This is a genomic window from Streptomyces sp. NPDC020490 (assembly GCF_044335305.1).
Classification (GTDB): Bacteria; Actinomycetota; Actinomycetes; order Streptomycetales; family Streptomycetaceae; genus Streptomyces.
The window spans coordinates 58799-79282 of sequence record NZ_JBIRUY010000040.1; the positions used below are offsets into that span (position 1 = coordinate 58799).

18 protein-coding genes and 1 pseudogene are annotated in these 20484 nt (G+C 71.1%); 8 read left to right on the forward strand and 11 right to left on the reverse strand.

All coding sequences use genetic code 11. The annotated features are described in order from the left end of the window. Positions 1–11 precede the first annotated feature (11 nt). From folP to ACH4ZX_RS32940, 5 genes and pseudogenes are all read left to right on the forward strand, one after another. Positions 12–959: pseudogene (folP, locus tag ACH4ZX_RS32920) on the forward strand (dihydropteroate synthase); the annotation flags it as partial. A gap of 155 nt (positions 960–1114) precedes the next feature. Then, positions 1115–1618: a nuclear transport factor 2 family protein gene (locus ACH4ZX_RS32925; protein WP_398280870.1), complete on the forward strand. Its 504-nt coding sequence runs from the start codon at positions 1115–1117 to the stop codon at positions 1616–1618. Between the two features lie 251 nt (positions 1619–1869). Beyond that, a complete protein-coding gene (folB, locus tag ACH4ZX_RS32930; protein WP_351897483.1) occupies positions 1870–2229 on the forward strand; it encodes a dihydroneopterin aldolase in 360 nt (119 codons plus the stop codon). Further along, positions 2226–2837: a 2-amino-4-hydroxy-6-hydroxymethyldihydropteridine diphosphokinase gene (folK, locus tag ACH4ZX_RS32935; protein WP_398280874.1), complete on the forward strand. Its 612-nt coding sequence runs from the start codon at positions 2226–2228 to the stop codon at positions 2835–2837. Before folB ends, folK begins: the two co-directional genes overlap by 4 nt. Positions 2838–2905: 68 nt before the next feature. Continuing rightward, the gene (locus ACH4ZX_RS32940; RefSeq protein WP_398280877.1) at positions 2906–3394 is read left to right on the forward strand and encodes a DUF3180 domain-containing protein; all 489 of its coding nucleotides are present in this window, start codon (positions 2906–2908) and stop codon (positions 3392–3394) included. Positions 3395–3436: 42 nt separating this feature from the next. Here ACH4ZX_RS32940 and folE read toward each other — a convergent pair whose 3' ends face one another. From folE to dacB, 6 genes are all read right to left on the reverse strand, one after another. Beyond that, positions 3437–4045, reverse strand: coding sequence for a GTP cyclohydrolase I FolE (gene folE, locus ACH4ZX_RS32945; RefSeq protein ID WP_360745306.1), 609 nt, complete (start codon positions 4043–4045; stop codon positions 3437–3439). A gap of 147 nt (positions 4046–4192) precedes the next feature. Then, a complete protein-coding gene (ftsH, locus tag ACH4ZX_RS32950) occupies positions 4193–6232 on the reverse strand; it encodes an ATP-dependent zinc metalloprotease FtsH (protein WP_398280948.1) in 2040 nt (679 codons plus the stop codon). A gap of 185 nt (positions 6233–6417) precedes the next feature. Beyond that, positions 6418–6978, reverse strand: coding sequence for a hypoxanthine phosphoribosyltransferase (gene hpt, locus ACH4ZX_RS32955; RefSeq protein WP_398280951.1), 561 nt, complete (start codon positions 6976–6978; stop codon positions 6418–6420). Positions 6979–7030: 52 nt separating this feature from the next. Continuing rightward, a complete protein-coding gene (tilS, locus tag ACH4ZX_RS32960) occupies positions 7031–8056 on the reverse strand; it encodes a tRNA lysidine(34) synthetase TilS (protein ID WP_398280881.1) in 1026 nt (341 codons plus the stop codon). 233 nt (positions 8057–8289) lie between these two features. Next, positions 8290–9423 (reverse strand): zinc-dependent metalloprotease, encoded by a 1134-nt coding sequence (locus ACH4ZX_RS32965; protein ID WP_398280884.1) that lies wholly within the window; start codon positions 9421–9423, stop codon positions 8290–8292. Positions 9424–9594: 171 nt separating this feature from the next. Continuing rightward, positions 9595–11295 carry a D-alanyl-D-alanine carboxypeptidase/D-alanyl-D-alanine-endopeptidase gene (dacB, locus tag ACH4ZX_RS32970; RefSeq protein ID WP_398280887.1) on the reverse strand — a complete coding sequence of 567 codons (1701 nt, stop codon included), beginning with the start codon at positions 11293–11295 and terminating at the stop codon, positions 9595–9597. A gap of 79 nt (positions 11296–11374) precedes the next feature. On the opposite strand from dacB, the gene ACH4ZX_RS32975 reads away from it, so the two are divergent. Together ACH4ZX_RS32975 and ACH4ZX_RS32980 are read left to right on the forward strand one after the other, a co-directional pair. Beyond that, a complete protein-coding gene (locus ACH4ZX_RS32975) occupies positions 11375–11866 on the forward strand; it encodes an inorganic diphosphatase (protein WP_029394330.1) in 492 nt (163 codons plus the stop codon). A gap of 112 nt (positions 11867–11978) precedes the next feature. Beyond that, the gene (locus ACH4ZX_RS32980; RefSeq protein ID WP_398280890.1) at positions 11979–13634 is read left to right on the forward strand and encodes a threonine/serine exporter ThrE family protein; all 1656 of its coding nucleotides are present in this window, start codon (positions 11979–11981) and stop codon (positions 13632–13634) included. 25 nt (positions 13635–13659) lie between these two features. Here ACH4ZX_RS32980 and ACH4ZX_RS32985 read toward each other — a convergent pair whose 3' ends face one another. After that, positions 13660–14631: a VTT domain-containing protein gene (locus ACH4ZX_RS32985; protein ID WP_398280893.1), complete on the reverse strand. Its 972-nt coding sequence runs from the start codon at positions 14629–14631 to the stop codon at positions 13660–13662. Positions 14632–14875: 244 nt separating this feature from the next. After that, positions 14876–15646 (reverse strand): MerR family transcriptional regulator, encoded by a 771-nt coding sequence (locus ACH4ZX_RS32990; RefSeq protein ID WP_398280896.1) that lies wholly within the window; start codon positions 15644–15646, stop codon positions 14876–14878. Positions 15647–15893: 247 nt separating this feature from the next. On the opposite strand from ACH4ZX_RS32990, the gene ACH4ZX_RS32995 reads away from it, so the two are divergent. Then, positions 15894–17306, forward strand: coding sequence for a glutamate decarboxylase (locus ACH4ZX_RS32995; protein ID WP_398280899.1), 1413 nt, complete (start codon positions 15894–15896; stop codon positions 17304–17306). A 22-nt stretch (positions 17307–17328) separates the two neighbouring features. On the opposite strand, the gene ACH4ZX_RS33000 is transcribed toward ACH4ZX_RS32995, so the two are convergent. The 3 genes from ACH4ZX_RS33000 to ACH4ZX_RS33010 all read right to left on the reverse strand — a co-directional run bounded on the left by ACH4ZX_RS33000 (position 17329) and on the right by ACH4ZX_RS33010 (position 20353). Next, positions 17329–17865, reverse strand: coding sequence for a DinB family protein (locus ACH4ZX_RS33000; RefSeq protein ID WP_398280902.1), 537 nt, complete (start codon positions 17863–17865; stop codon positions 17329–17331). 121 nt (positions 17866–17986) lie between these two features. Beyond that, on the reverse strand, positions 17987–19447 hold the full coding sequence (locus tag ACH4ZX_RS33005) for an aldehyde dehydrogenase family protein (protein ID WP_398280905.1): 1461 nt from the start codon (positions 19445–19447) through the stop codon (positions 17987–17989). 81 nt (positions 19448–19528) lie between these two features. Continuing rightward, positions 19529–20353, reverse strand: coding sequence for a helix-turn-helix domain-containing protein (locus ACH4ZX_RS33010; RefSeq protein WP_398280955.1), 825 nt, complete (start codon positions 20351–20353; stop codon positions 19529–19531). Between the last annotated feature and the right edge of the window lie 131 nt (positions 20354–20484).

A 20484-nucleotide genomic window follows, 5' to 3' on the forward strand; every position in this document is an offset into this window, starting at 1 on the left:
ACGCTGAACGTATGAGCAAGCACAGCGGACGCGGGCGCGTCGCGGGCCTACCGGAATGGGACCGCTGCGCGGTCATGGGAGTGGTGAACGTCACCCCCGATTCCTTCTCCGACGGCGGCCGCTTCTTCGACACCACGGCCGCCGTCAAGCACGGCCTGGACCTGGTCGGCGAGGGAGCCGACCTGGTCGACGTCGGCGGCGAGTCCACCCGCCCGGGCGCCACCCGCGTCGACGAGGCCGAGGAACTCAGGCGCGTCGTCCCGGTCGTGCGCGGTCTCGCCTCCGAGGGTGTCACCGTGTCCGTCGACACCATGCGCGCCTCCGTCGCCGAACAGGCCCTCGCCGCCGGCGCCGTCCTCGTCAACGACGTCAGCGGCGGCCTCGCCGACCCCGCGATGATTCCGGTCGTCGCCGGGGCGGGCGCCCCCTTCGTCGTCATGCACTGGCGCGGCTTCCTGGAGGGCGGCAACGTCAGGGGCGTGTACGACGACGTCGTCACCGAGGTCGTCGACGAACTGCGCACGCGCGTGGAGGCCGTCCTGGCGGGCGGCATCGCCCCCGACCGCGTCGTCGTCGACCCCGGCCTCGGCTTCTCCAAGGACGCCGGACACGACCTCACCCTGCTGGCCCACCTCGACCGCCTGCTCGGTCTCGGCCACCCGCTGCTCGTCGCCGCCTCCCGCAAGCGGTTCCTGGGCCGCGTGCTCGCCGGACCCGAGGGCGCGCCGCCGCCCGCGCGGGAGCGCGACGCCGCCACGGCCGCCGTGTCCGCGCTCGCGGCCGCCTCCGGCGCGTGGGCGGTGCGCGTGCACGAGGTGCGCGCGACCGCGGACGCGGTACGGGTCGCGCGCGCCGTGGAGGAGGCGCGTTCCGCGGCCGGTGCGCCCGGCGCCGATGACACGCACCCGGCGCATACGTCGGAGCACACGCCCGGCGCGGACACCGCAAGCGGGGCGCGAATCTCGGCGAGTGCGCCCGGAGCGGGCACCGCGAGCGGGGCGCGAGCCTCGGCAGGTGCGCCCGGCACAGGCACCACGACCGGGGCGCGAATCTCCGAGCGGGCGCCCGGCGCGCACTCCCCCGCACCGGGCGGCGGGTCCCCCGAGGGAGCCCGGTGAGCGCCCCCCACACCGACGTCGAACAGGTCGAGGCCGCCAACACGGCCTTCTACGAAGCGCTGGAACGCGGCGACTTCGAGGAGCTCGCCTCGCTCTGGCTCACCCCGGCCGACCTCGGGGTCGACGAGGAGTACCACGACCCCGCGGACACCGGCGTGATCTCCTGCGTACATCCGGGCTGGCCGGTGCTCACCGGCCGCGGCGAGGTCCTGCGGTCGTACGCGCTGATCATGGCGAACACCGACTACATCCAGTTCTTCCTCACCGACGTGCACGTCTCCGTCACCGGCGACACCGCCGTGGTGACCTGCACGGAGAACATCCTCAGCGGCGGCCCGGCCCCCGAGGAGGGCGACGAGCTCGGACCGCTGGTGGGCCAGCTCGTGGTCGCCACGAACGTCTTCCGCCGCACACCCGACGGCTGGAAGCTGTGGTCCCACCACGCCTCTCCGGTCATGGCCGAGACCGACGAGGACGAGGAGGAGGACACCCCCTCCTGAGCGGGCGGGCGGGCGGCCGCCCGGAGCAACAAGTGGTTGGGATCACGGCGCCCTGGGTAGGGGCGGCTACCGACCGGTGAGCCGCCGGGTTCCCCCGGGAGAACGCACGATGAAGACTCCCGGCCCCGGCACAGGCCCGCGCCCCCACGGCCCGGCCCTGTCAGTGCCCGCAGGTAGATTCGTTCGCAGCCGGTGTGCCGCACGCACGCGGTACGGACCGGCCGTCACCGACGATTGCAGGAGTGATTCGCGTGGATCGTGTCGCGCTGCGCGGCCTGAAGGCCCGCGGGCACCACGGTGTGTTCCCCGAGGAGCGCGAGGAGGGCCAGACCTTCGTCGTGGACCTCGTCCTCGGCCTGGACACCCGCCCGGCCGCCGCCGACGACGACCTGGCGAAGACCGTGCACTACGGCATCGTGGCGGAGGAGGTCGTGGCCGTCGTCCAGGGCGAGCCGGTCAATCTCATCGAGACGCTCGCCGAGCGCATCGCCCACGTCTGCCTGCGGCACGACGGGGTCCAGGAGGTCGAGGTCTGCGTCCACAAACCGGACGCGCCGATCACGGTGCCCTTCGACGACGTGACCGTCACCATCACCCGGAGCCGAGTATGAGCGCGTCCTTCGCCAACGGTCACAGCGACCCGACCGTACAGCCGGTGCCCGCCTCCGTGGTGCAGCAGGTGGACGCCGCCGACACCACCCTCCACAACCCCAAACGCGCCGTGATCTCCCTCGGCTCGAACCTCGGCAACCGCCTGGAGACCCTCCAGGGCGCCGTCGACGCCCTGGAGGACACCCCCGGCGTCCGCGTCAAGGCAGTCTCCCCCGTCTACGAGACGGAGCCGTGGGGCGTCGAGCCGGGCAGCCAGCCGTCGTACTTCAACGCCGTCGTCGTCCTCAAGACCACCCTCCCCCCGTCCTCCCTGCTGGAGCGGGCCCACGCGGTCGAGGAGGCCTTCCACCGGGTACGGGACGAACGCTGGGGCGCCCGCACCCTGGACGTCGACATCGTCGCCTACGACGGCGTGCTCTCCGACGACCCGCACCTCACCCTGCCCCACCCGCGCGCCCACGAGCGCGCCTTCGTGCTGGCCCCCTGGCACGACGTGGAGCCCGACGCGCAGCTGCCCGGCCGCGGCACGGTCGCCGGCCTCCTCGACGCCGTCACGCGCGATGGCGTCGCACCCCGCGAGGACCTGGAACTTCACCTGCCCGAATAGCCGTTAAGGTCAAGACGAGCCAAGACGAGCACAGTCCGGGACCGGTCCGGGGGAGCTGAAGGGACACCGTGAAAGAGCTGCGCATCAGGATGCTGGCCGGCGTCTTCGTCGTGGCCGGCGTCCTGTCCTGGGCCGGTGCCCGCCTCTGGAACTCGGTGGGGACCCTGCCCAGCGTCCCGCTGGCCGCGCCGATCGTCCTGGCCCTGATCGCCGTCGTCCTGCTGGCCACGGCGCTGTCGATCCGCGCCCGCCTCAAGGCCCAGCGCGAACGCCGCCCCGAGGCCAAGGGCGTCGACCCGCTGATGGCGGCCCGCGCGGTCGTCTTCGGCCAGTCCAGCGCCCTGGTCGCGGCCCTCGTCGCCGGCATGTACGGCGGCACGGGCGTCTTCCTCCTGGAACTCCTGGACATCCCCGCCCGCCGCGACCAGGCCGTCTACGCCGGCCTCTCCGTCGTCGCGGGCATCGCAGTCGTGGCCGCCGCCCTGTTCCTGGAGCGCGTCTGCAGACTCCCGGAGGACGACGAACACAACGGCACGGGAGCCGCCCCGGCGCGGTGAGGGGCGCGGCGTGACGAGGCGGCGCCCCAGAAGCCGGCCGCCTCAGCGCGCCATGATCAGGCTCATCGCCTCATTGCGGGTGGCGGGATCACGCAGCTGGCCGCGAACCGCCGACGTTATGGTCTTGGCCCCGGGCTTGCGGACGCCCCGCATCGACATGCACATGTGCTCGCACTCGACGACGACGATGACGCCCCGCGGCTCCAGTATCTGCATCAGCGAGTCGGCGACCTGCGTGGTGAGACGTTCCTGCACCTGGGGCCGACGGGCGTAGACGTCCACGAGACGGGCCAGCTTCGACAGGCCCGTGATCTTGCCGTCGGCGGACGGGATGTACCCGACATGGGCGACGCCGACGAACGGCACGAGGTGGTGCTCGCACGAGCTCAGCACCTCGATGTCCTTCACGAGCACCATCTCGTCGTGCCCCAGGTCGAACGTGGTGGTCAGCACGTCCTCGGGCTTCTGCCACAGGCCCGCGAAGATCTCCTTGTACGCCCGCGCCACCCGCGCCGGCGTCTCCCTCAGCCCCTCGCGGTCGGGGTCCTCGCCGACCGCGAGAAGGAGTTCACGCACGGCGTTCTCGGCGCGCTTCTCGTCGAACTCGCCGATCGCGCGCTCGCCGTCGTCCAGCGTCACGGGGTCGGTCATGTGGTGCCTCGTTCCTGTGCGGGTCGCGCGCGGGGCCACGCGCCTCGTCTGCGTGCATACGAAATGGAATGCCGCGCCCCCCAAGGCTAGAACCTTGGGGGGCGCGGCATCCATTCCGGGCCCGGTGGGGCCGGTCGAGGTGCCGGATCAGGTCTCCGGGCGCTCCTCGGGGGCCGGCTCGGTCACCGGGGAGTGCTCCGTCGCCGTCGACTTCACGGTGGAGATCGCCGGGGTCGCGCCGTTGGCACCGTTGGTCAGTGCGAGCTCCTTGGGGGAGAGCACCGGCGGGCGGGTGGACGGCGTGCGCCGCGAGGAACCGGTCCAGGCGGGCCGCGGCGGGCGCTTGACGATGGTGGCGAAGATCTCGGCGATCTCCTCCTTGCCCAGCGTCTCCTTCTCCAGCAGCTGCAGCACCAGGTTGTCGAGGACGTCGCGGTTCTCGACCAGGATCTCCCAGGCCTCGTTGTGCGCGTTCTCGATGAGCTTCTTGACTTCCTCGTCGACCAGCGCGGCGACCTCTTCCGAGTAGTCGCGCTGGTGAGCCATCTCACGGCCGAGGAACGGCTCGGTGTTGTCGCCGCCGAACTTGATCGCGCCGAGACGCTCGGTCATGCCGTACTGCGTGACCATCGCGCGAGCGGTGGCCGTGGCCTTCTCGATGTCGTTGGCCGCGCCCGTGGTCGGGTCGTGGAAGACGAGCTCCTCGGCCGCGCGGCCGCCCAGCATGTAGGCCAGCTGGTCCAGCATCTCGTTGCGGGTCGTGGAGTACTTGTCCTCGTCCGGGAGCACCATCGTGTACCCGAGGGCCCGGCCGCGGGACAGGATGGTGATCTTGTGGACCGGGTCGGAGTTGGGCGAGGCCGCCGCGACCAGGGCGTGTCCGCCCTCGTGGTACGCGGTGATCTTCTTCTCCTTGTCCGACATGATCCGGGTCCGCTTCTGCGGGCCCGCCACCACACGGTCGATCGCCTCGTCCAGCATGGAGTTGTCGATCAGCTTCTTGTCGCTGCGGGCCGTCAGCAGGGCCGCCTCGTTCAGCACGTTCGACAGGTCCGCGCCGGTGAAGCCCGGCGTACGGCGGGCGACAGCGGCGAGGTCGACGTCCGGGGCGACCGGCTTGCCCTTCTGGTGGACCTTGAGGATCTCCAGACGGCCCTGCAGGTCCGGCGGGTCGACCGCGATCTGGCGGTCGAACCGGCCGGGCCGCAGGAGGGCCGGGTCGAGGATGTCGGGCCGGTTCGTGGCGGCGATGAGGATCACACCGCCCTTGACGTCGAAGCCGTCCATCTCGACGAGCAGCTGGTTCAGCGTCTGCTCGCGCTCGTCGTGACCGCCGCCGAGGCCGGCGCCGCGGTGGCGGCCGACCGCGTCGATCTCGTCGACGAAGACGATCGCCGGGGCGTTCGCCTTGGCCTGCTCGAACAGGTCGCGGACGCGGGAGGCGCCGACGCCGACGAACATCTCGACGAAGTCGGAACCGGAGATCGAGTAGAAGGGCACCCCGGCCTCGCCGGCGACGGCGCGCGCGAGGAGCGTCTTGCCGGTGCCGGGACGGCCGTACAGCAGCACGCCCTTGGGGATCTTGGCGCCGACGGCCTGGAACTTCGCCGGTTCCTGCAGGAACTCCTTGATCTCCTGAAGCTCCTCGACGGCCTCGTCACAGCCCGCGACGTCCGAGAACGTCGTCTTCGGGGTGTCCTTGGTGATGAGCTTGGCCTTGGACTTGCCGAAGTTCATCACCCGGGAGCCGCCGCCCTGCATCTGATTCATCAGGAACAGGAAGACGACCACGATGAGGACGAAGGGGAGCAGGGAGAGCAGGATGTTGAGGAACGGGTTCTGCTTGGACGGCGACACCGTGTAGCCGTCCGGGATCTGCTTGTCCTGGTACTTGGTCTGCAGCGTGTTGGCGATGGTCACGCCCTGGTCGCCGATGTAGCTCGCCTGGATCTTCGAGCTGCCCTTGACCTTTTCGCCGTCCTTGAGCTGGACCTTGATGGTCTGCTCGTCACCGGTGGTCAGCTTGGCCGATTCCACCTTGTTGGCGTTGATCGCTGCGACGACCTGGCCGGTGTCCACCGTCTTGTAGCCGCCGGACGAGCCGACGACCTGCATCAACACGACCACGGCAAGGACGGCCAGCACGATCCACATGACCGGCCCACGGAAGTATCGCTTCACGTCCATCCACACGGAGCGGTGCCGCCCCGTCCCTCCTGCCATAGTGAGTTTGATAAGACAGTTCTTCTGACGGTACCCCAGCATTGTCGCGCGAAGCCGCACGGAACGGCTGGCGGACCCGTCTGCTTGCTTCAACGGCGAGCAACCCCGGGGGGTTCCCGACCGTCTCCGGAAGAGTGGCCCGTACGGGCTCAGCCGCCGTAGACGTGGGGCGCGAGCGTACCCACGAACGGGAGATTGCGGTACTTCTCGGCGTAGTCGAGGCCGTAGCCCACGACGAACTCGTTGGGGATGTCGAAACCGACCCATTCCACGTCGATGGCGACCTTGGCGGCCTCCGGCTTGCGCAGCAGCGTGCAGACCTTCAGCGACGCCGGTTCGCGCGAGCCGAGGTTGGAGATCAGCCAGGACAGGGTCAGGCCGGAGTCGATGATGTCCTCGACGATCAGGACGTGCTTGCCCTTGATGTCGGTGTCGAGGTCCTTGAGGATCCGCACGACGCCGGAGGACTGCGTGCCCGCGCCGTACGACGACACGGCCATCCAGTCCATGGTGACGGGGGTGGACAGCGCCCGGGCCAGGTCGGCCATGACCATCACCGCGCCCTTGAGGACACCGACGATGAGCAGGTCCTTGCCCGCGTACTCCACGTCGATCTTCGCGGCCAGCTCGGCCAGCTTCGCGTCGATCTCTTCCTTGGTGATGAGTACCTGCTTGAGGTCGGCACCCATGTCTTTCGCGTCCACCCGCATCACTTTCGGTCGGTTGATCCCACCGGCTGCACCCCCTGTGAGGGGTGAGGATTCAGCCTTGCCGAATCACCAGTCTGCCACCCTGCCGCCGGGCGACGACTTTGCCGGGGAGGTTGATGGCTCCCTGGCCGCGCCAGCCGGTGATCAGCCGGTCGACCTCTTCGATGTGGCCGGCGAACAGCGACCCGGCGGGCGAGCCGGCCTCGATGACGGCCCGGCGCAGGACACGGCGGCGCACGGCGGAGGGCAGCGCGTAGAGCTTGGCGCACTCCAGGAGGCCCGCCGCGTCCCGGACGGTGGCGTCGGCCTGCCCGGCCCAGGCGTCCAGGGCGTCGGCGTCGTCGCGGGAGAGCCGGGCCGTGCGGGCGAGGGCTTCGACGACGCCCTTGCCGAGGGCCTTCTCGAGGGCGGGCAGGCCCTCGTGGCGCAGCCGGGAGCGGGTGTAGGCGGGGTCGGCGTTGTGCGGGTCGTCCCAGACGGGCAGGGACTGGACCATGCAGGCCTTGCGGGCGGTCTGCCGGTCGAGCGCGAGGAAGGGACGGCGGTAACGGCCGCCGGCCCCCGAGACCGCGGCCATTCCGGACAGGGAGCGGATGCCGGAGCCGCGGGCGAGGCCCAGCAGGACGGTTTCGGCTTGGTCGTCGCGGGTGTGGCCGAGCAGGACGGCGGCGGCGCCGTGGCGTTCGGCGGCGGCGTCGAGGGCGGCGTACCGGGCGTCGCGGGCGGCGGCTTCCGGTCCGCCCTCGCGGCCGACGGTCACGGCGACGGACTCGGCCGGCGTGAGGCCGAGGCCGGTCAGGCGCAGGACGACCTCGGCGGCGCGCAGGTCGGAGCCGGGCTGCAGACCGTGGTCGACGGTGACGCCGCCGGCCCGGACGCCGAGCTTGGGGGCCTCGAACGCGAGGGCCGAGGCGAGGGCCATGGAGTCGGCGCCGCCGGAGCACGCGACGAGCACGAGCGGCGCCGGCAGCGGCTCGTCCGGGGTGTCGCCGTGGGCACGGCTGTGTTCGGTGAGGATGTCGTGGAGGACGCGGCGGACCGCCAGGCGTATCGCCGCGACCGCAGGATGGGGACCCATGTCCGGTTCCCTTCATGAAGTTGTCGGGGGTGAGCCCCGAGCCCGGTCACTCAGAGTGTGTAGATGGTGACAGAATCGGGGCGTTACCCGAGCATTGCACGCCTACCCCTGGCTCACGGTCCCTCGGACGGGTGATTGGAGGGGCGTCCTTCTGCCGTCGGCCGGTTTCTTCTCACTACCTTCCGAGTGCGTTCACGGCGTTCCGGGTTTGCCCGGGGTCCCCGTCTCTCACGTCACTGCTCCGCCTTGCGGTGCACCCGCGTGACCCAGTCCGCCGGGGCGGCGATCTCCGCCTTGGTGGGCAGGGTGTTGGGCGAGGTCCACACCCGGTTGAAGCCGTCCACGCCGACCTGGTCGACGACGGCCCGCACGAAACGTTCGCCGTCCCGGTACTGCCGGAGTTTGGCGTCCAGTCCCAGCAGCTTGCGCAGGGCCACGTCCAGCCGGGAGGCGCCCTTGGCGCGGCGCTGCTGGAACTTCTCGCGGATCTCCGCGACGGTCGGCACGACGTCCGGGCCGACCCCGTCCATCACGAAGTCGGCGTGGCCCTCCAGCAGGGACATCACGGCGGTGAGGCGGCCGAGGATCTCGCGCTGGGCCGGGGTCTGGACGAGTTCCACGAAGGACCGTCCGCCGTCGTCCTCCTCGCCCTCGGGGCGGCCGCCGACGAGCGACTGGGCGGCGTCCCGGACGCGTTCGAGGACCGTCACCGGGTCGACGTCGGTCTCGGCCAGGAACGACTGGATCTCGCCCTCGAGGTGGTCCCGCAGCCACGGCACCGCGCTGAACTGTGTGCGGTGCGTCTCCTCGTGCAGGCACACCCACAGGCGGAAGTCGTGGGGCTCGACGTCGAGTTCGCGTTCGACGTGGACGATGTTGGGGGCGACGAGCAGCAGCCGCCCGCCGCCGTTCTCGCCGGCGGGCAGGTCGCGGGTGGCCGGGGCGAAGGTCTCGTACTGGCCGAGGACGCGGGAGGCCAGGAAGGACAGCAGCATCCCCAGTTCGACGCCGGTGACCTTGCCGCCGACGGCGCCGAGGACCGCGCCCGCCGGACTGTTGCCGCGCCGCGCCTCCATCTTGTCGAGCAGCGGTTTGAGGATCTCCCGGAACCCGGCGACGTTCGCCCGGACCCAGCCGGGCCGGTCGACGACGAGGACAGGCGTGTCGTGGATCTCCTCGGTGCCCATCCGGGTGAACGTCCGGACGTGCTCCTCCGAGGACTTGGCGTGCCGGCGCAGCTCCGCGACGACGGCCCGGGCCTCGTCGCGGCTGACGTCGGGGCCCGGCCGTACGAGCCGGGTCGCGGTCGCCACCGCGAGGTTCCAGTCGACCATCCCAGAAGAAGCAGCACCACCGATGCTCGTCATGCGTCAACCGTACGTGAGCGTCCCCGCCGCGGGCAGGGCGCGGAGGCGCGGGCCCGGCCCACCGGGGCGCCCGGCCGTCAACCGCGGCGGAGGCACGGGCACGGCCCGCCAGGCCGCCCGGCCGTCAACCACAGCGGAGACGCCGGCACGGCCCGCCAGACCGCCCGGCCGTCAACCGCAGCCGCAGGCCGCCAGCGCCGTGGCCGTCCGGTCGAGGGCCGTCTGGGCCGCCGTCGCGCTGACCGTGTCCGAGGCCAGGAACGCGAAGGCCAGCAGGCGGCCGTCGCGGTCGACGACGGTCCCGGCGAGGGTGTTCACGCCGGTCAGCGTGCCCGTCTTGGCCCGTACGACGCCTGCCGCGCCGTCCGTGTAGCGGCTGCTCAGGGTGCCGGTGAAGCCGGCCACGGGCAGGCCGGTGAGGACCGGGCGCAGTTCGGGGTGGCCGGTGTCGCCCGCCTCGGCCAGCAGGGCGGTGAGCAGGCCGGCGGTGAGGCGGTCGGCGCGGTCCAGGCCGCTGCCGTCGTGGAACGCGGCCTTGCCGACCGGCAGTCCGAGCGCCTTGAGCCGGGCGGCGATCGCGGCGGCGCCGCCGCCGAAGCTCGCCGGGCGGCCGGTCGCGACGGCCGTCTGGCGGGCCAGGGCCTCGGCGATGTCGTTGTCGCTGTTGGTCAGCATGCGTTCGACCAGGGCGGAGAGCGGGGGCGAGGAGACGGCGGCGAGGTTCTCGGCGCGGTTCGTGGCCTTGGACGGTCCGGGAGAAGTGGTCTTGATGCCGCGGTCCTCCAGGAGGGCGCCGAAGGTGCGGGCCGCGTCCGCCGCGGGGTCCGCGACGCGGGGAGCGGGGCCGCTGGAGGAGTCGTCGGTGCGGGCCTCGTCGGTCATCAGGGCGGTGACGCGGGCCAGGTTGTCGTTGACCCCGATCGGGTGGACTTCGGGGCCGCTGTACAGGGTGGTGTCGTAGGAGAGGGTGACGCGGTGGACATCGCGCTTCTTCAGGGCCGCGGCCGTCTTCGCGGCGAGCGTGCGCAGACTCGCCCAGCCTCCGGAGTCGCCTCCGCGGGCGGTCAGGGTGGGGTCGCCGCCGCCGACCAGGACGAGTTCCCCGGTGTCGGGTTCCAGGGCGGCGCGGGTGGTGAGGCGGTGGTCGGCGCCCATCGCGGACAGGGCGGCGACGGCGGTGGCGATCTTCGTGGTGGAGGCGGGGGTGAGGGCGTCGTCGGCGCCGGCGCCGTAGAGGCGCTCGCCGGTGGCGACGTCGACGACCGCGGCGCTGTGGCGGCGGCCGAGCGCGGGGTCGTCCAGGAGCGGGTCCAGGACCGCGGCGAGGGCCTTCGCGGGCGGGGCCGCCTCGGCGGTGCCCGTGGCGCCGCCGAGGCCGGTCAGGACGGCGGCGGCGCTGGGGGCGGGGCGGGGCGCCCCGTCGGCCGCGCCGAAGGATCCTGATTCATCGGACGAACCAGACGAATCGGCGCGACGCCCGTGATCTGCGCCACCCGTGCGCTCCAGGGCGACTGCCCGGTCCCGCTCGGCCGTACGCTGACCGTTGGAGTCCCACGGGCCCGCGGCGGTCACCACCGCGGCAGTCAGCGCCAGACCGGCGGTGGCGGCGCCCGCGGTGTACTGCCAGGTCTTGCCGGTCCCCGGCCTCGTGATCCGAGCGAGCTGCGGTCGCGCAGCGTCCGCGGCCCGCGCGACACGTGGCCGTACGGCGTCCGCGGCCCGCGCGACACGTGGCCGTACGGCGTCCGTCGCCCGTGCCAGACGCGGTCGTACGGTCCCGGCGGCCCGTGCCAGACGGGGTCGTACGGCACCCGCGATCCGCGCCACATGCGGTCTCGCGGCCCGCCAAGGCCTCAGTTCGGGCACGACCACCAGCCCCTTTCGCGATCACACACCTGCGTGAGGGACACTTAACCACCAGAACTATGTGCTGATCATGGAGGAACCACCGGTGGAGTTCGACGTCACGATCGAGATTCCGAAGGGTTCGCGGAACAAGTACGAGGTGGACCACGAGACCGGTCGGATCCGCCTGGACCGTCGACTCTTCACCTCGACCGCCTACCCGACCGACTACGGCTTCGTCGAGAACACCCTCGGCGAGGACGGCGACCCGCTGGACGCGCTGGTCATCCTGGACGAGCCGACCTTCCCGGGCTGCCTCATCCGCTGCCGCGCGATCGGCATGTTCCGCATGACGGACGAGGCCGGCGGCGACGACAAGCTGCTGTGCGTGCCGTCGACGGACCCGCGCGTGGAGCACCTGCGTGACATCCACCACGTCTCCGAGTTCGACCGCCTGGAGATCCAGCACTTCTTCGAGGTCTACAAGGACCTCGAGCCCGGCAAGTCGGTGGAGGGCGCCAACTGGGTCGGCCGCACCGACGCCGAGGCCGAGATCGAGCGGTCCTACAAGCGCTTCAAGGAGCAGGGCGGTCACTGAGACCCGCCGCGCACAACCGGGCCGCACGCGCGCGCGTGCGGCCCGTCCGTGTTCCCGGGCGTCTGTGTGCGCATACTGAGACGTACCGGAGGTGCGTAGTCGGGAGCAGTGCGTGACGGAAGCGGAGGGCCGCAAGCCGCTGTCGGACGAGGTCAGGGGCACGTTCGAGGCCGAGACGACGTCCGAGTTCGCGATTCCCGGCGGGCTGGCCGTGCCGAGAGGCGGGCCGGAGACCACGTCCGAGTTCGCGGTGCCCCGGGGGCTGGAGGTGCCGCAGCAGTCCGGCGCGGAGGCCGAGGGGTCGGCTTTCAGCCCGCCGCGCACCTACAGCGCGGGGCAGGCTCCGCCCGCGTTCACGCCGCCGGCCGGTGTCCCGGTGGTCAGCCTGACCAAGGACGTGCCCTGGCAGGACCGGATGCGCACGATGCTGCGCATGCCGGTGGCCGAGCGTCCGGCGCCGGAGCCGCCCCCGAAGACCGAGGAGGGCGGTCCGGCCGTCCCGCGCGTGCTCGACCTGACCCTGCGCATCGGCGAGCTGCTGCTGGCGGGCGGCGAGGGCGCCGAGGACGTGGAGGCCGCGATGTTCGCGGTGTGCCGGTCCTACGGCCTGGACCGCTGCGAGCCGAACGTCACCTTCACCCTGCTGTCGATCTCGTACCAGCCGTCGCTGGTGGACGACCCGGTGACCGCGTCGCGCACGGTGCGCCGCAGGGCCACCGACTACACGCGGCTGGCGGCCGTGTTCCAGCTGGTGGACGACCTCAGCGACCCGGTGACGCACATCTCGCTGGAGGAGTCCTACCGGCGGCTCGCGGAGATCCGCCGCAATCGGCACCCGTACCCGACCTGGGTGCTCACGGCGGCGAGCGGGCTGCTGGCGGGCGCGGCCTCCGTGCTGGTCGGCGGCGGGGCGCTGGTGTTCGTGGCGGCCGCGATCGGGGCGATGCTCGGCGACCGGCTGGCGTGGCTGTGCGCGGGCCGCGGGCTGCCGGAGTTCTACCAGTTCACGGTCGCCGCGATGCCGCCGGCCGCGATCGGCGTCGCGCTGACGGTGGCGCACGTGGACGTGAAGGCGTCCGCGGTCATCACCGGCGGGCTGTTCGCGCTGCTGCCCGGGCGGGCGCTGGTGGCGGGCGTGCAGGACGGCCTGACCGGCTTCTACATCACCGCCTCCGCGCGCCTGCTGGAGGTGATGTACCTCTTCGTCGGCATCGTCGTCGGGGTGCTGGTCGTCCTGTACTTCGGCGTGAACCTGGGCGCCAAGCTCAACCCGGACGCCGGTCTGAGCATCGAGGAGCGGCCGCTGTGGCAGCTGACCGCGTCGATGCTGCTGTCGCTGACGTTCGCGGTGCTGCTGCAGCAGGAGCGGTCCACCGTGCTCGCCGTGACCCTGAACGGCGGGGTCGCGTGGTCGGTGTACGGCGCGATGCACTACGCCGGCGGTCTGTCCCCGGTGGCCTCCACGGCCGCCGCGGCCGGGCTGGTGGGGCTGTTCGGGCAGTTGCTGTCGCGGTACCGGTTCGCCTCGGCGCTGCCGTACACGACCGCGGCGATCGGGCCGCTGCTGCCGGGGTCGGCGACGTACTTCGGGCTGCTGGCGATCGCGCAGAACGACGTGAACAAGGGGCTGGTGTCGCTGGCCACGGCGGCCTCGCTGGCCATGGCCATCGCCATCGGGGTCAATCTCGGGTCGGAGATCTCCCGGCTGTTCCTGCGGATCGGGTCCGCGGAGAAGCGGCGGGCGGCGAAGCGGACCCGGGGCTTCTAGCGCCGCCGGGTCCGGCCGCGTTCTCCTAGTAACCGCCGTTGTAGGGGTACTGCTGCTGGTCCCGCTGGTCCCGCTGGTCGCCGTAGGGCTGCTGGGGCGGGTAGGTCTGCTGCGGGTACTGCTGGGCGTAGGGCTGCTGCCCGTAGTCCTGGCCGTAGTCCTGGCCGTAATCCTGGCCGTAGTCCTGGCCGTAGTCCTGCTGGTACGGCTGCTGCTGTCCGTAGTCCTGCTGGTACGGCTGGTCCCGGTACGGCTGCTGCTGGGCCTGCTGCGGGCGGTCCGGCGTCGGCGGGACGCGGCGCAGCTGGGTGGTCGCGTCGTCCATCAGCGCGGGCTGGGGCTGCTGCTGGGCGGCGGCGGGCTCGGGCCGGGCGTTCTTGTTCTTGGAGCGGGCGCGCAGGAACTCGATGATGATCGGGATCACCGAGACGAGGACGATCAGGATGAGGATCGCCTCGATGTTCTTGTGGACGAAGGCCACGTTGCCGAGCCAGGAGCCCAGCAGCGTCACGCCGGCGCCCCACATGACGCCGCCGATGACGTTGTACGTGATGAACGAGCGGTACCGCATGCCGCTGACGCCCGCGATGATCGGCGTGAACGTCCGCACGATCGGGACGAACCGGGCCAGCACCAGCGACTTGGCGCCGTACTTCTCGAAGAACTCGTGCGCCTTGGTGACGTTCTCCTGCTTGAACAGGCGGGAGTCCGGCCGGGTGAAGAGGGACGGGCCGACCTTCTTGCCGAAGAGGTAGCCCGCCTGGTCGCCGAGCACCGCCGCGAGGCAGATCAGCGCGACGGCCGCCCACAGCGGGAAGTCCAGGGTGCCTGCGGTGATCAGCAGGCCGCAGGTGAACAGCAGCGAGTCGCCGGGCAGGAAGAACCCGATGAGCAGGCCCGATTCCGCGAAGACGATGAGGAGCAGGCCCCAGATGCCGAACGTGTCGAGCAGATAGTTCGGATCCAGCCAGTTCGGGCCGAGGGCCAGCGTCGTCACGGTTCCGGGCTCCTGAGGGGGTGGGCGGGTACGGCATCCTTGTGCGGCCGCACAAAGCTATCAACGCAATGTGTCCGCCCCGGGTTCCACCGGTGCCTCCAGGATGCCCCTGTGCGAGAGCCGGTACAAAGCCGAGGACCCGTTGGGCGACTCCGTCCGGTGCCGAAGCCGCCGCTCGCCGGGGGCCGAAGTCGCGGGTCACCGGATGCCGTAGCCGCCGCTCACCAAGGGCCGAGGCCGCGCTTCACCGGGTGGCGCGGTCGGCGTTCGCCGTGATCGCCTCCCTGAGGTGCTCGGCGAGTCCCGGGCGCATGGCGTCGTAGAACGCCTTGAACCGCTCGTCGGAGACGTACATGTCGCCCAGGCAGCGGTGCATGTCGTACGGGCACTCGTAGTACCAGCGGGAGATGTGCAGGCGGTGCTCCTCGGCCAGCTCCATGGCCGCCTCACCGGTGGCGGATTCGCCGGAGGCCATGAGGGCGGCGTAGCGCTCGCTCCAGTCGTCGACCTCGGCCTGCAGCCGTTTCCAGTCCTCCTTGGTGTAGCGGGCGGCCCGGCGCTGCGACTCGGCGTACTGCGCGGTGTCGCCCCAGCGTGCCTCCGCCTCCTCGGCGTACTGCTCGGGGTCCTTGTCCCCGAACACCTCGAACCGTTCCTCGGGCGTGAGGTTGATGCCCATCGTGCGTGCCTCCATGGCGTGCTCCACGGCCGCGGCCATCTTCTGCAGCCTCTCGATCCGGGCGGTCAGCAGTTCGTGCTGCCGGCGCAGGTGTGCGCGCGGGTCACCTCTGCCGGTGGCCAGGTCGTCGAGCAGGACCGCGACCTCGTCGAGCGGGAAGCCGAGCTCCCGGTAGAACAGGATCTGCTGGAGCCGGTCGAGGTCGGCGTCGCTGTAGCGCCGGTGGCCCGCTCGGCTGCGTTCGCCGGGGACGAGCAGGCCGATGTCGTCGTAGTGGTGCAGGGTGCGCACCGTGACGCCGGCGAAGCCCGCGACCTGTCCCACGGAGTAGCTCACCGCTTCCGCTCCCTTCTCGGTACGCCTCCACCGTGCGGCCTCACGCCACGTGAGGTGCAAGTCGGTTCTCCCGTCCTCCAAGCCGGTTCTCCGGTCCTCCCGGACGCGGCGCCCGTTCCGCCCCGCCGTGCTTCGTCCGCCGCATCCGCCCGGTCTGCCTATGGTGATCCGGCGGTGCCCAACTCGCTGTGCGGGGGAGCGACCACGCGCCCCCGGTCGTCCGACCCGACTGTCTGGAGACACGCCCATGCCGCTCCACCGAGGTCCCGGCAAGCCCGACGAGCGTCCGATGTCCGTCAACCCCTTCTACGGGGAGGCCGACCCGGTCGGCGGCATGACGGACGCCCCGCCCAGGCACCGGCTGCCGGACACCCCGCTGTCGCCGTCGACGGCGTACCAGCTGGTGCACGACGAGCTGATGCTGGACGGCAACGCGCGGCTGAACCTGGCCACCTTCGTCACCACCTGGATGGAACCGCAGGCCGGCGTGCTGATGTCGGACTGCCGGGACAAGAACATGATCGACAAGGACGAGTACCCGCGCACCGCCGAGCTGGAACGGCGCTGTGTGGCGATGCTCGCCGACCTGTGGAACGCGCCCGACCCGTCGGCGGCCGTGGGCTGTTCGACGACCGGGTCGAGCGAGGCGTGCATGCTGGCCGGGATGGCGCTCAAGCGGCGCTGGGCACGGCGCAACGCCGACCGCTACCCCTCACGGGAGGCCCGCCCCAACCTCGTCATGGGGGTCAACGTCCAGGTCTGCTGGGACAAGTTCTGCAACTTCTGGGAGGTGGAGGCGCGTCAGGTGCCGATGGACGGCGACCGCTTCCACATCGACCCGCAGGCCGCGGCGGAGCTGTGCGACGAGAACACCATCGGGGTCGTCGGCATCCTGGGCTCCACCTTCGACGGGTCCTACGAACCGATCGCGGACCTGTGCTCCGCGCTCGACGACCTCCAGGAGCGCACCGGCCTCGACATCCCGGTGCACGTCGACGGCGCCTCGGGCGCCATGATCGCGCCCTTCCTCGACGAGGACCTGGTATGGGACTTCCGCCTGCCGCGCGTGGCGTCCATCAACACCTCGGGGCACAAGTACGGCCTGGTCTACCCGGGCGTCGGCTGGGCGCTGTGGCGCGACAAGGAGGCGCTCCCGGACGAACTCGTCTTCCACGTCAACTACCTGGGCGGCGACATGCCCACCTTCGCCCTGAACTTCTCCCGCCCCGGCGCCCAGGTGGCCGCGCAGTACTACACGTTCCTGCGGCTGGGCCACGAAGGGTTCCGGGCGGTGCAGCAGACCACCCGGGACGTGGCCCGGAGCATCGCCGAGCGGGTCGACGCGCTCGGCGACTTCCAGTTGCTGACCCGGGGCGACCAGCTGCCCGTCTTCGCCTTCACGACGGCCCCGGACGTCGAGGCGTTCGACGTCTTCGACGTCTCCCGGCGGCTGCGCGAGCGCGGCTGGCTGGTGCCGGCGTACACCTTCCCGCCGAACCGCGAGGACCTGTCCGTGCTGCGGATCGTGTGCCGCAACGGCTTCTCCGCCGACCTCGCCGACCTGTTCATGGAGGACCTGACCCGGCTGCTGCCGGAACTGCGGCGGCAGCAGCGCCCCCTGACCCGGGACCGGCAGGCGGCCACCGGGTTCCATCACTAGGCCCCGCCCCCGTCCGACGGCCTCAGTCGCCGGCGAGGGTGACCAGCTCGAACGCCGTCTTGCCGTCCAGCGACTCGCGGATGATGTCGGCGTGGCCGGCGTGCCGGGCCGTCTCGCGGATCAGGTGCAGGCACAGCCAGCGCAGCGAGACGGCCTCGTCCGGCGGGAACCAGGGGGCGTTCGGCAGCGGGAAGGTCTCGTCGAGACTCGGGGCGGACCGGATGAACGCCTCCGTCTCGGCGGCGACCTTCTCCCAGTAGGCCAGTTGGGAGGCGAGGGTCTCGCCGTCGGCCAACCGGAAGCACTCGTCCCAGTTCGACTGGTCACGCTTGACCGCCGGCGGTTCGCCCTTGACGAGGGCGATCCAGTACTGCTCGACCTCGGCGACGTGCTTGACCAGCCCGCCCAGGGACAGCTCGCTGGCGCTGGGCCGGCTCGCGGCCTGCTCCTCGGTCAGCCCCAGTACCGCCCGCCGGATCCCGCCGCGCTGCTCGGCGAGGAAGGACAGGAGCGCCCCGCGCTCGTCGCCCGGTGCCTCAGCTCGGACGTGAGTGACCATGACCGCCGCCTTTCGTCGGTGCCCGGGGGCTTTCCCCGGACACCGACGAAGCTACGGGCCCTTGCGGTCAGGTTCTGTCCGCAAGGGCCCGTGGCCGGTGGGAATGCCCCGAAGGGAGGGGTCAGAACGGGAAGCGGCTGCGCCCGTGCTGCACCGAGATCCACTTCAGCGTGGTGAAGGCGTCCAGGGTCGTCTCGCCGTTGAGCCGGCCGATGCCCGAGTTCTTCTCGCCGCCGAAGGGGACGAGCGGCTCGTCGTGCACGGTGCCGTCGTTCACGTGGAACATGCCGGTGTCGATCTGCTTGGCGAAGGCCACACCCCGCTCGACGTCACCGGTGTGCACGGCGCCGCTCAGGCCGTACGGCGTGTCGTTGACGATGCGCACCGCCTCCTCCTCGCCGTCGAAGGGGAGGAGGAAGGCTACGGGCCCGAAGACCTCCTGCCGGAGCAGGGCCGAGTCGAGGGGTACGTCGAGCAGGACGGTCGGCGTGACCAGGTTGCCCGTGGTCGTGCCGTGCGACCGGGCCGTCGCGCCCTCCTGGATCGCCTGCGTCACGACCGCCGAAAGCGCATCCGCCTGCGAGGAGTTGATCACCGGGCCGATGACGGTCTCCGGGTCGCGCGGGTCGCCGACCTTGAGGCTCATGACCTTGGCGACGAACTTCTCGGTGAAGTCCTCGTAGATCGAGCGGTCGACCAGCACGCGGTTGGCGGCCATGCAGACCTGGCCCTGGTGGACGTACCGGCTGAAGACGGCCGCGTCGACCGCGTAGTCGAGGTCGGCGTCGTCGAGGACCACGATGGCGCTGTTGCCGCCGAGTTCGAGGACCGTGCGCTTGAACTGCGCGGCGCAGACGGTGGCCACGTGGCGGCCGACCTGGTCGGAGCCGGTGAAGGAGATGACCTTCGGGACCGGGTGCTCGATGAAGGCGTCGCCGATCTCCGCGATGTCGGTGATGACGACGTTGAGCAGGCCGGCCGGCAGGCCCGCGTCCTCGAAGATCTTCGCGACCAGGGAGCCGCCGACGATCGGGGTGCTCTGGTGCGGCTTGAGCACCACGCCGTTGCCAAGCGCGAGGGCCGGCGCGACCGACTTGAGGGACAGCAGGAAGGGGAAGTTGAAGGGGCTGATCACGCCCACGACGCCGACCGGCTCCCGGTAGAGGCGGTTCTCCTTGCCGTCGACCGGCGACGGGAGGATCTTGCCCTCGGGGCGCAGCGCCAGGTGGATCGACTCGCGCAGGAACTCCTTGGCGAGGTGCAGTTCGAAACCGGCCTTCAGGTGCGTGCCGCCGAGCTCGGCGATGATCACCTCGGTGATCTCCTGCTGACGTTCCTCGACCAGCGCGAGCGCCTTCTCGAAGACCGCGCGGCGCGCGTACGGGTTGGTCGCGGCCCACTGCTTCTGGGCGCGGGCCGCTGCCCGGTACGCCTCGTCGACCTCGTCGACCGTGGCTATCGTGATCGACGCGAGCTTCTCGCCGTCGTACGGGTTGAAGTCGATGATGTCCCAGGAACCGGTTCCCGGACGCCACTCACCGTCGATGTACTGCTGAGCCAGGTCGTTGAAGTAGGACGACATGTGATCCCTCAATCACTAGCAGACACCAGATCTTCGACAGATCTCCATCACAGTCTGATCACACGTCATCGTACTTATGTTTCAAGAGAGTTGGAGGAGACCCCGGAGAAGATCACGGCTCTCGCCGGGTCCGGGACTGTCCTGCTGGAGCTCCTTGAGGGCCCTCTCGTACTGGGTGACGTCCTCGTTCTTGTCCAGATAGAGGGCGCTGGTGAGCTGCTCGAGGTAGACCACGTCCGACAGGTCCGACTCGGGGAAGGACAGGATCGTGAACGCGCCGCTCTCGCCCGAGTGACCGCCGAAGCCGAACGGCATGATCTGCAGCCGCACATTGGGCTGTTCGGAGATCTCGATCAGGTGCTGGAGCTGACCGCGCATCACCTCGCGGTCACCGTAGGGGCGGCGCAGGGCGGCCTCGTCGAGCACGACGTGGAACTCGGGGGCGTTCTCGGCGACCAGGTACTTCTGCCGCTCCAGGCGCAGCGCCACCCGCTTCTCGATGTCGGCCTCGCTCGCGCCCCGCATGCCGCGTTCGACGACCGCCCGGGCGTACGCCTCGGTCTGCAGCAGCCCGTGCACGAACTGCACCTCGTAGGCGCGGATCGACGATGCCGCGCCCTCCAGCCCCACATAGGTGGGGAACCAGCTCGGCAGCACGTCCGAGTAACTGTGCCACCAGCCCGCGACGTTGGCCTCCCGGGCGAGGGAGAGCAGCGAGGTGCGCTCCGCCTCGTCCGTGATGCCGTACAGCGTCAGCAGGTCTTCCACGTCCCTCGTCTTGAAGCTCACCCGGCCCAGCTCCATCCGGCTGATCTTCGACTCCGAGGCGCGGATCGAGTACCCCGCCTGCTCCCGCGTGATCCCCTTGGACTCACGCAGCCGCCTGAGTTGCGAGCCGAGCAGCATGCGCCGCACCACCGATCCGGGCTCTCCCGCGCTCACTTTCGCCAGCCTCCCCAACCGTGTTCAGGGGCCGCAGTCTGCCACTAAAACACTCCGAGCAGTACTCGTCCGATTACAGATACGGAAGGAACCCA

Excerpts from the sequence above, each read along its gene's own strand:
- folK (WP_398280874.1), top strand. The coding sequence starts at position 2,226 with ATGAGCGCGTCCTTCGCCAACGGTCACAGCGACCCGACCGTACAGCCG.
- folE (WP_360745306.1), bottom strand. The coding sequence starts at position 4,045 with ATGACCGACCCCGTGACGCTGGACGACGGCGAGCGCGCGATCGGCGAG.
- ftsH (WP_398280948.1), bottom strand. The coding sequence starts at position 6,232 with ATGGACGTGAAGCGATACTTCCGTGGGCCGGTCATGTGGATCGTGCTG.
- hpt (WP_398280951.1), bottom strand. The coding sequence starts at position 6,978 with ATGCGGGTGGACGCGAAAGACATGGGTGCCGACCTCAAGCAGGTACTC.
- tilS (WP_398280881.1), bottom strand. The coding sequence starts at position 8,056 with ATGGGTCCCCATCCTGCGGTCGCGGCGATACGCCTGGCGGTCCGCCGC.
- ACH4ZX_RS32965 (WP_398280884.1), bottom strand. The coding sequence starts at position 9,423 with ATGACGAGCATCGGTGGTGCTGCTTCTTCTGGGATGGTCGACTGGAAC.
- ACH4ZX_RS32995 (WP_398280899.1), top strand. The coding sequence starts at position 15,894 with ATGCCGCTCCACCGAGGTCCCGGCAAGCCCGACGAGCGTCCGATGTCC.
- ACH4ZX_RS33000 (WP_398280902.1), bottom strand. The coding sequence starts at position 17,865 with ATGGTCACTCACGTCCGAGCTGAGGCACCGGGCGACGAGCGCGGGGCG.
- ACH4ZX_RS33005 (WP_398280905.1), bottom strand. The coding sequence starts at position 19,447 with ATGTCGTCCTACTTCAACGACCTGGCTCAGCAGTACATCGACGGTGAG.
- ACH4ZX_RS33010 (WP_398280955.1), bottom strand. The coding sequence starts at position 20,353 with ATGCTGCTCGGCTCGCAACTCAGGCGGCTGCGTGAGTCCAAGGGGATC.